Annotated in this window: 8 protein-coding genes; 1 reads left to right on the top strand and 7 read right to left on the bottom strand. The window is 70.2% G+C overall.

Annotated features, from left to right (window positions below; all coding sequences use genetic code 11):
* Positions 1–649: 649 nt before the first annotated feature.
* Genes HY726_04080 through HY726_04100 form a run of 5 tightly spaced genes read right to left on the bottom strand, consistent with a single transcriptional unit; the run spans position 650 to position 5,024 of the window.
* On the bottom strand, positions 650–1,744 hold the full coding sequence (locus tag HY726_04080) for a hypothetical protein (GenBank protein ID MBI4608169.1): 1,095 nt from the start codon (positions 1,742–1,744) through the stop codon (positions 650–652).
* Positions 1,741–2,484 carry an ABC transporter ATP-binding protein gene (locus HY726_04085; protein ID MBI4608170.1) on the bottom strand — a complete coding sequence of 248 codons (744 nt, stop codon included), beginning with the start codon at positions 2,482–2,484 and terminating at the stop codon, positions 1,741–1,743. The genes HY726_04080 and HY726_04085 overlap by 4 nt, the downstream gene beginning before the upstream one ends.
* A complete protein-coding gene (locus HY726_04090) occupies positions 2,484–3,215 on the bottom strand; it encodes an ABC transporter ATP-binding protein (GenBank protein MBI4608171.1) in 732 nt (243 codons plus the stop codon). Before HY726_04090 ends, HY726_04085 begins: the two co-directional genes overlap by 1 nt.
* Positions 3,202–4,167 carry a branched-chain amino acid ABC transporter permease gene (locus tag HY726_04095; protein MBI4608172.1) on the bottom strand — a complete coding sequence of 322 codons (966 nt, stop codon included), beginning with the start codon at positions 4,165–4,167 and terminating at the stop codon, positions 3,202–3,204. Before HY726_04095 ends, HY726_04090 begins: the two co-directional genes overlap by 14 nt.
* Positions 4,155–5,024: a branched-chain amino acid ABC transporter permease gene (locus HY726_04100; GenBank protein ID MBI4608173.1), complete on the bottom strand. Its 870-nt coding sequence runs from the start codon at positions 5,022–5,024 to the stop codon at positions 4,155–4,157. The genes HY726_04095 and HY726_04100 overlap by 13 nt, the downstream gene beginning before the upstream one ends.
* Before the next feature lie 391 nt (positions 5,025–5,415).
* Here HY726_04100 and HY726_04105 point away from each other — a divergent pair, with 391 nt between their 5' ends.
* On the top strand, positions 5,416–5,919 hold the full coding sequence (locus tag HY726_04105; protein MBI4608174.1) for a histidine phosphatase family protein: 504 nt from the start codon (positions 5,416–5,418) through the stop codon (positions 5,917–5,919).
* Between the two features lie 229 nt (positions 5,920–6,148).
* On the opposite strand, the gene HY726_04110 is transcribed toward HY726_04105, so the two are convergent.
* A complete protein-coding gene (locus tag HY726_04110) occupies positions 6,149–7,351 on the bottom strand; it encodes an ABC transporter substrate-binding protein (protein ID MBI4608175.1) in 1,203 nt (400 codons plus the stop codon).
* A gap of 171 nt (positions 7,352–7,522) precedes the next feature.
* Positions 7,523–7,795 (bottom strand): hypothetical protein (locus HY726_04115; GenBank protein MBI4608176.1); only part of this gene is annotated, 273 nt, incomplete at its 5' end.

A 7,795-nucleotide genomic window follows, 5' to 3' on the forward strand; every position in this document is an offset into this window, starting at 1 on the left:
ACCTATGGCTACCTCTGACCAACCGCCTCGAGTCACGTCACGGCGCAGAGCCCGCCTTCGAAGCTAATGGCGGTGCCCGCTCGCTGGCTGGCGCAGGCGGAGGCAGCGCTGGGCCGCTCGGCTTAAATGCATCACGAGCGGAGGCCGGCCTGTAAGCTGCTTTGGGCGGCCACCGCCGAGGAGACCTAGCAACTCACGTTGAACCGGGCCGAGCCAGCCGGACTCTCAACCGGAGTGGCCGAATTCTGGGGGCAGGTCACAGACGCTGCGTCATCTGAGTGAGCAGGAGGTTCGGGAGATTAATTTTATTATCAAGAGCGAAGCACTGCGCTACGTCGCGGCAGCACGCGAAGAATGGTTGTATCCGGACAAGCATGTAACCAAGTCGCAATGGAATTCGTTTGGGGATGGGTACCTTTTGATGTCGGACCCGCGGGCGGTGGATTGATAAATTGCCTCCATAACTGGCGAAATGTTGGTGGTTGCGGAGAACATCCTCAAGTGAAGCCCTTGGACTTCTTTTCGACCCATCTGGTATTGGTGCGTGAGCAGCCGTTGCTACAGTGGAAGGCGCTGAACGTGAGGAAGTTCGGAAGGCGCGGCTGACAACCACCGCCTACAAACGTCTCGTTTGCAGGCGCCGAGGGAACTAACGGCGGCAGAGGGCGAGGAGGTCGTCGAGGAGCCCGACCAGCCGGCCTCCGTCCTCCAGACGCCCGAGCCACCGCGCCCACCCGCTCTCGGACGGAAAGACGTGGGCCAGCCCCCCGAACACCACGAGCGTCCCGAGGGCGGGCGCGGCGCGCGCGAGCCGGACGCTCTCCGTGTACGGGATCGAGCTGTCCGCCGCGCCGTGGGCGACGAGGAGGCGGGCCCGTACCTCGCCGATGCGGCTCGCGGGGGAGAGGCGACGGAACCGCTCCTTGGTCGCCAGCGGGAGCGCATCCATGAGCGCCGCCACCTGTTCCAGCTCCCGACTCTCGACCAGCTGCAGGAACCGCCTGCCCTCGACCCCGAGGCGCGACGTGTGCGCGCCCACGTCGGCGCCCGGATCGGCGAGCTTCAGTTCCGCGAGGTACTCGAGCCGGCGCCGTTCTTCGGGGTCCGCCACGTGCGGCGTAAGCGCCGCGAGGAGCTTCCAGCGGTTGTACTCCTCCGGCCGGGCGCGCCGCCACTCGCCGTCTTCCTCGTACCAGCCCGTGGCGATGAAGATGATGACGCGCCTCAGGTCCCAGTAGCCGCCGAAGCTTCCCACGAGCGCCACCCGCTCGCGGATGCCGGGATCCGCGGCAGCCAGGACGGCGGGGCCAGCCCCGAAGGAGAACCCGAGGATCCCGAGGGGGCCCGGCGTCTCCCGCCCCAGCAGCTTCACCGCGTCCACCACGAGGGCCACGTCCGACTCGGCCAGCTGGAACGCCCGGAGGCGCGGGAAATCGGGAGCCAGCACCAGAAAGCCAGCCCGCGCGAGGGCTCGAGCCATCCGCTGGAAGGAGGGGTGGGCCTGCCCCTGGCGCGAAAGGCCGTGGACCAGGACGAGGCCGGCGCACCCGGGGCCCTCGGCGCGGTAGAGGGAGCCGACGCCGGACCCGATCCTCACCTCGCTGACGGCCGCGGCCTTGAGCGCGGGGCGCGCTCCCGGAGCCACGAGGTCCATGGCGAGGAGGAGGGCGCCAAGCAGGCGGGCCAGGCGTGGGCCGCCGGCCACGAAGAGGACGACGGCGCCGAGCAGCAGGAGCCGGCTCACCCCATGGGCGGGTCGATCTCGGGGATCAGCTCGAGCAGCGTCCGCCGCAGGCGAGCGTCGTCGAGGAGCTCGGCTCCCGATCCGGAGAGCACGATCTGACCGCCGTCCAGCAGGTACGCGCGGTGGGCCAGGCGGAGGAGCCGGCGGACGTGCTGCCCCGCAGCCAGGATCGTCATCCCCTCGGAGGTGATCGTGCGGATCGCCTGGCAGAAGCGGGTGGTCACCTGGCGCGCGAGCCCGAGGAACGGGTCATCCAGGCAGAGCAGGCGCGGCCGCGACATGAGCGCGCGCGCCAGCGCCAGCATCTGCTGCTCCCCCCCGGAGAGGACGCTCGCCGGGGCGTTTTGCTTGTCCTGCAGGATAGGGAAGATCCTGAAGATCAGGCGGAGCGTCTCTTCGCGTTGAGCGTACGCGCGCGGGAGGAAGGCGCCCAGCTCGAGGTTTTCCCGCACGGCCAGCGGGGCGAAGAGCCGGCGTCCCTCAGGGACCAGGGAGATGCCGCGGGCGGCGACTTCGTAGGGCGGCAGCCCGTTGATCGGCTGCCCGTCGAGCCCGATCGTGCCGACCCGCGGGACCAGGAGCCCGGTGATCGTCCGCAGCAGGGTGGACTTCCCCGCGCCGTTGGGCCCGACGAGGGCGACGAACTCGCCGCGCCTGACCTCGAGGGAGCAGTTCCTGAGAACCAGAAGGTCGTCGTACCCCGCGTAGACGCCGTCGACAACGAGGAGCGGCCCGTTCATTAATCGTCGTCCCCGCCCAGGTAGGCGTCGAGCACGCGCCGGGATCCCAGGACGGCCGCCGGCCGGCCGTCGGCCACGATCGTCCCCTGGTCCAGGACCACGAGCCGGTCAGCCACCTCGGCCAGCACCCTGAAGGAATGCTCCACGGCGAAGATCGTGAGCCCGCGCTCGCGGAGGCGACCATAAAAGCGGATGACCTCCTCCCGGCCCTTGGGCGAAAGCCCCGAGGCCAGCTCGTCCAGGAGGAGGAGCGTGGGGCGCGTGGAGAGGGCTATGGCCAGCTCGAGGCGCTTCCGCTCCCCCAGCGAGAGCTCATAGGCCCGCGATCCTGCCTTTTCGCTGAGCCCCACGATGGCGAGGAGCCGTTCGGTCTCGCGCCGGCGGTCCTGGGCCCGACGGTAGCGATGCTGCGAGCGGAACGTGACGCCGACCAGGACGTTGTCCATCGCGGTCAGATGGCTGAAGGGGCGGGCGATCTGGAAGGTGCGGCCGATCCCGAGACGCGCGAGGTCCCAGGGCGAGGCCTCGGTGACCCGCTGCCCCCTGAACCAGACCTCGCCCGCCGTCGGCCTCAGCAGACCGGAGAGAACGTTGAAGAGCGTCGTCTTCCCGGAACCGTTGGGGCCGAGGAGACCGACGAGCTGGTGCTCCTCCACCGCGACGTCCACGCCCCGGAGGGCGAGGAGGCCCCCGAAGGCCATGGAGAGGCCCCGGCCTTCAAGGAGCGGCACGTCTGCGCCTCGTCAGCAGGCCCGCGAGCCCGCCGGGCAGATAGAGCACGACGGCGACCAGCGCCAGGGCGTAGGGAAACTGGTGGAGGGCGGGGGCGTAGGGGTGAAAGACCAGTTCGCTCAGGAGGTAGAGGGCGAGGGCGGCGGCCACGGGGCCGACGAGGCTGTGGAGGCCGCCGACGGTCGCCATGACGAGCGGCAGGATCGAGAAGTGTCGGCTGAACACGAGATCGGGCTCGACCACCCGAACCGTGTGGACGTAAAGGCCACCGGCCAGGGCTGTGAAGAGCGCCGAGAGGGCGAAGGCGAGGAGCTTCCAGGGGAGCGGCCGGAGGCCGAGCAGGCCGGCGCGTTCTTCCTCCTCCCTCACGGCGGCGAAGGCGAGACCCACGCGCGAGCGCAGGACCGCGGCGAAGCTTCCGAGCACGGCCAGCAGGAACGCGAGGGAGAGGTAGTAGCCCCCCGCGCGGCCTCGGGCCAGATCCAGGGGGAGCCACTCGAGCCCGGTGAGCGGCGGGATGCCGATGAGGCCCGAGCCGCCGCCGGTGAGCCCGGTCCAGTTGAGGGCGACGCCCCGCCACGCCTCGGCGTACGCGAGCGTCGCGAGCGCCAGGTAAGCGCCCCGCAGCCTGGCGGATGCGAGACCGATCCCGAGAGCGCCGAGGGCCCCCACGAGCCCGCCGACACCGATGGCGCCCCACGGCGACAGGCCGGCGAGGGAGGTGAGCGCCGCCGCGTAGGCGCCGAGACCGAAGAAGGCGGCGTGGCCGAAGGAGATCTGGCCGGCATAGGCGAGGAGGTTCCAGGCGGCGGCGAGCGTGGCGAAGAGAAAGGCCGTCGAGAGCAGGTACAGGTAGTAGGGGTGGAAGCCCGTGAGGGGCGGCGCGGCGACGAGCAGGAGTACGCCGAGCCCGCCCGCGATCCACGCGCCGGGGGCCGTCACTGGGTCCACCCGCGCGCCAGCCCTCCGGAGCGCGCGAGCAGCGAGCCGAGGAGGAGAAGCGCCACGACCAGCTCACGCCAGCTCGGCCCGGTCCACGCGACCGTGAGCGACTCGACGACCCCGAGGAGGACGCCCGCGAGGAGGACGCTCCCGAGCCGGCCCACGCCGGCCCAGATGGTGAGAACGATCGCCAGGAGCGTCAGCTCGACGCCGGCGGCGGGATAGACGTAGTGGAGCGTGGCGAAGAGGACGCCCGCGCCGCCGGCCAGCGCGAGGGCGAGCAGGAAGGTCGTCCGCGCCGCGCTGTCCACGTTGATCCCGAGGAGCGCGGCCGCCTCCCGGTCCAGGCTCGTCGCGCGCACCGCCCGCCCCCAGCGCGTGCGGGTCAGCCCCAGCCAGAGCCCGCCCACCGCCACGACGGCGGCGGCCGCGACGAGGAGCCGACCCTGGTTCACGCTCACGCCGCCAACGCGGACGCTTCCGGTGAGCGACTCACTCGCGATCAGCCGGTAGTCGCCGCGCCAGAGCCCCAGCATCACGTTCTGGAGGAGGAGCGAGAGCCCGAAGGTCAGGACCAGGCTGTTCAGCTCCTTGGGTTCTGGAACCCGGTGGAGGAGCCACTGCCACACGAAGGCCAGCGGCAGGAGCGCGACCGCGGACACGGGGACGAGCAGGAGCGGGTGTACGCCGAGGCCGAGCCAGAGCCAGTAGCCGACGTAGCCACCCAGGATGATCAGCTCGCCGTGGGCCAGGTTCAGCGAGCGCGTGACGCCCAGGATCATCGAGAAGGCCAGCGCCATCAGGGTGTAGAAGCACCCGAGCAGGGCCCCCGAAACCAGCGCCTGGACCAGCGTGGTCAGCGACACCTAGGACAATCGGAGGGGGCCCGGGTACCCACGGCGACGCCGTGGGTGTCCCCCTCCGAGGCCTCCCGCAGGAATGGTGGTTCGAGCCGAGGGGCTGCCGACGAGCCACAGGCGTGGCAGTTCGAGCCGAGGCGCTTCGGCGTAGGCAGCTTCATCGCCTGCGCCAGCGGCGAGGCGAGACCCGAGTAAGTGACAGCCACGAGGCGAGGCCCGAGTCAATTGCGCGGGCCGGGTACCCATGAACTGGGTGTGCGCGCTCGGAGGCGCCACGCGCGGCAACCGAGCCAGTAAGAGGACAGGTTCCTAGAAACTCGCGCCATCGAATTGACAAAAACGCGCCCCGATAGTATCGTTCGCGCCGCGAACGCGTCAAGGTCGGGGGAGAGGCAAGTTGAGGCTGATCCTGATCCGTCACGCCGACGCCGGCGATCCTGACCCGCAGCGGTATCCGGACGATCGTCTGCGCCCGCTGACGGCGGAGGGGCGCCGCGCGCACGAGGTCATCGCGCGGGGCCTGGCGCGGATGGGGCTCACTCCGACCCATCTCCTGACGAGCCCGCTCGCCCGGGCTCGGGAAACGGCCGCGATTACCGCTCAGGCGCTAGGCTGGACGGGTTCGATCGAGCCCGTGGAGTGTCTGGGGGACCGCTTCACCGTGGCCGATCTTCTCGAGCACCTCGCGCGCTACCCCGACGACTCGACCGTCGTCTGCGTCGGACACGAGCCCCATCTCTCCCGCTTCGCCGCCACGCTCCTGCATCCCGAGGGTGCGCTGAAGATCGGGCTCGCCAAGAGCGGGGTGATCGCTCTCGAGTTCGCGGGGAAGCCGGCGCCGGGAGCGGGCCGCCTCCTCTTCCTCCTCCCGCCCCGCGAGCTGCTCCGCCTTCTGGAGTGACGCGCTGCTCGGCCAGGCGCCGGGGATGCCCTGCCGAGCGAATCCGACGAGCCGTAGCGGGCGGCGAAGCGCAGGGCGCTGGAGCGCTCTGAGCGCCCCAAGAGGGTTGGGCCGCGAAGACTACCCCCCGCCCCGGGGGGATGGGGGGGCCAGCGGAGGCGGCCGAGCGAGCCAGGGCCGTCGAGGCGAGGAGGTCTGAAGCGAGCCAGGGCGACCCGGCGCGTGGCGCCTACCGGGCGGGGTAGCGGACAGGGGCGCTCGCCCGATCCTTCGGGTAGACCACCAGGTGTCTGCCCCCCTGGATCTGGATGATCACGCGCTCGTAGAAGAGCGGATCGCCGTTGGCGTCAAACTTCACCCGTCCGAGCGGCGTTTCGACGTCCACCGCCGCGAGGGCGTCCCTGAGGGCCTCCCCGGTGAACGGCTTCCCCGGCGCGGCCACGCTCTCGAGGGCCTTCAGGAGGGCTCTGGCCGCAGCGTACCCGTGCATGGTCAAGGGCACCGGCTCGCGCCCGAAGCGCTGCTTGAAAGCCTCGATGAATGCCAGCGACTCCTTCTCGCTCCCGCCGAGATTCACCCCGGGCTGCCACGACGTCGTGCCGAAGAGCCCCTCGCTGGCCGGCCCGAGCTCCTTGATGACGGCGGGGAACTCCATCCCGAAGGCGCCGAGGAACGCCTTCACGCTGATGCCCGCCTGGGCCATCTGGCGCACGAGCAGCAGGTGGTCGGCGAAGAAGGTGTCGGAGATCAGGATCTCGGCACCCTGGTCCCGGACCCGCGCGAGGAGCGGCGTGAAGTCCGACAGCCCCGGCGTGAACGACTCGAACACCGACACGCGGACCCCGGCGCGCTCCAGCAGTTCCTTCTGGCGGCGGGCGAGCTGGGTCGAGCCCGGGGTCACGGAGTGCAGGATGGCCACGTTCTGAGCGCGAAAGACATCGAGGACGATCCCGGTCATCACCCTGACGTAGGAGGCGAGGCTCGAGATCCGGAAGAAGAAGCGGTTGCCTCGGGCCGTGAGCCGCTCGTCGAGCGACGCCGTCGCCAGGTAGGGGATCTTCGAGCGATCGGCCACCTCGCCGATCGGGCCGACCAGGCTGTCCACATAGCCGCCGATCAGGGCCACCGCGCGATGGCGCGACGCCAGCTCCTCGGCGGCAGCGATCGCGCGCTCCGGCTTCCCCTCGTCGTCGCGCGAGAGGAGGGTGATCGGCCGACCCGCGATGCCACCTCGGGCGTTGGCTTCCTCGATGGCGAGGAGAATCCCCTGGTGGACGGCTGTCCCCTGCACCGCCAGTACTCCCGTGCGGGGGTTGATCTCTCCGACGACGAGGGGCTCGGCCGCGAAGACAGCTCCCCCGATGCCCACCAGGGCCGCAACGAGGAGCGCTGACGAAAATCTTCCCGGTGCCAGGGTGGATCTCCCGCTCAATCAGCCCACGCTCGCCGTTTGCCTCCTGAGGAGCAGGACCGGGTTGCGCTCAGGGAAGGGGGCAGGGAGCTATCGGTCCGACGCATACGGCCACACATGCCGAGAGAAAGAGGAGGGGTCGGCCCTCCCCGCCAACCCCTCCTTCACTCGACAGGCTTATCGCCGAGCCGCCTACTTCAGCCAGATCTTCTCCTTCCAGTAGTGCTTACCGATGAAATCGTAGGGCGGCCAGTAGGAGAGCCGGTAGGGGACGAGCAGCCCGGCGTACTTCGTCTGGGATTCCACCACCTTGGCCCAGAAGGGGTCCTTGGCCGCGCTCGCCGCGGCGATCTCGTCGTAAGCCTTGAGGAACCGGTTGTTGAGCTCATCAGTGGTCTTGATGATCTTGATGCCCTGAGCGATCAGCTCCGCGCAGGCCTTCGCCGTCTTCTCCTGGAACCGGAC

The organism is Candidatus Rokuibacteriota bacterium (assembly GCA_016209385.1).
Taxonomy (GTDB): Bacteria; Methylomirabilota; Methylomirabilia; order Rokubacteriales; family CSP1-6; genus JACQWB01.